Source organism: Microbacterium maritypicum MF109 (genome assembly GCF_000455825.1).
Lineage (GTDB): Bacteria > Actinomycetota > Actinomycetes > Actinomycetales > Microbacteriaceae > Microbacterium > Microbacterium maritypicum_A.
In genome coordinates, this window is the sequence record NZ_ATAO01000038.1 from 1 (window position 1) to 347 (window position 347).

The window sequence follows — 347 nt, forward strand, 5'->3', positions numbered from 1 at the left end:
GTCAGGGTGCGGTCCTGGTACGGGTGCGCGATCGCGCTCACGGGAACTCCTTCGTTCGGGTACGGCGGGTCTTTCGGGTACGGCGGGCGGTGCGGGTGCGGCGGGTGGTTCGGTTAAATATCTACACTTGTGTCGGTTTTGTCAAGAGCGGTGCTACGGTTTCCCCCATGGCTGATGCGACGACGCTGCGAGGGCGCGGATACGCGAACGGCCGAGCGCGCCGCGAGGAGATCATCCGCGTGGCCTCGGACCACTTCGCCGAACGCGGCTTCCTCTCGGCGACGATCCTCGAGATCGCCGCGGTGTGCGGCATCTCACGCGCGGGACTGCTGCACCACTTCGCCGAC

The 347-nt window shown here is 66.9% G+C and carries 1 protein-coding gene; it reads left to right on the plus strand.

Features of this window, described 5'->3' with window-relative positions; translation table 11 throughout:
- Positions 1 to 167: 167 nt before the first annotated feature.
- Positions 168 to 347: TetR/AcrR family transcriptional regulator (locus L687_RS41490; protein WP_031206723.1), on the plus strand; the 180-nt coding region annotated here is incomplete at its 3' end.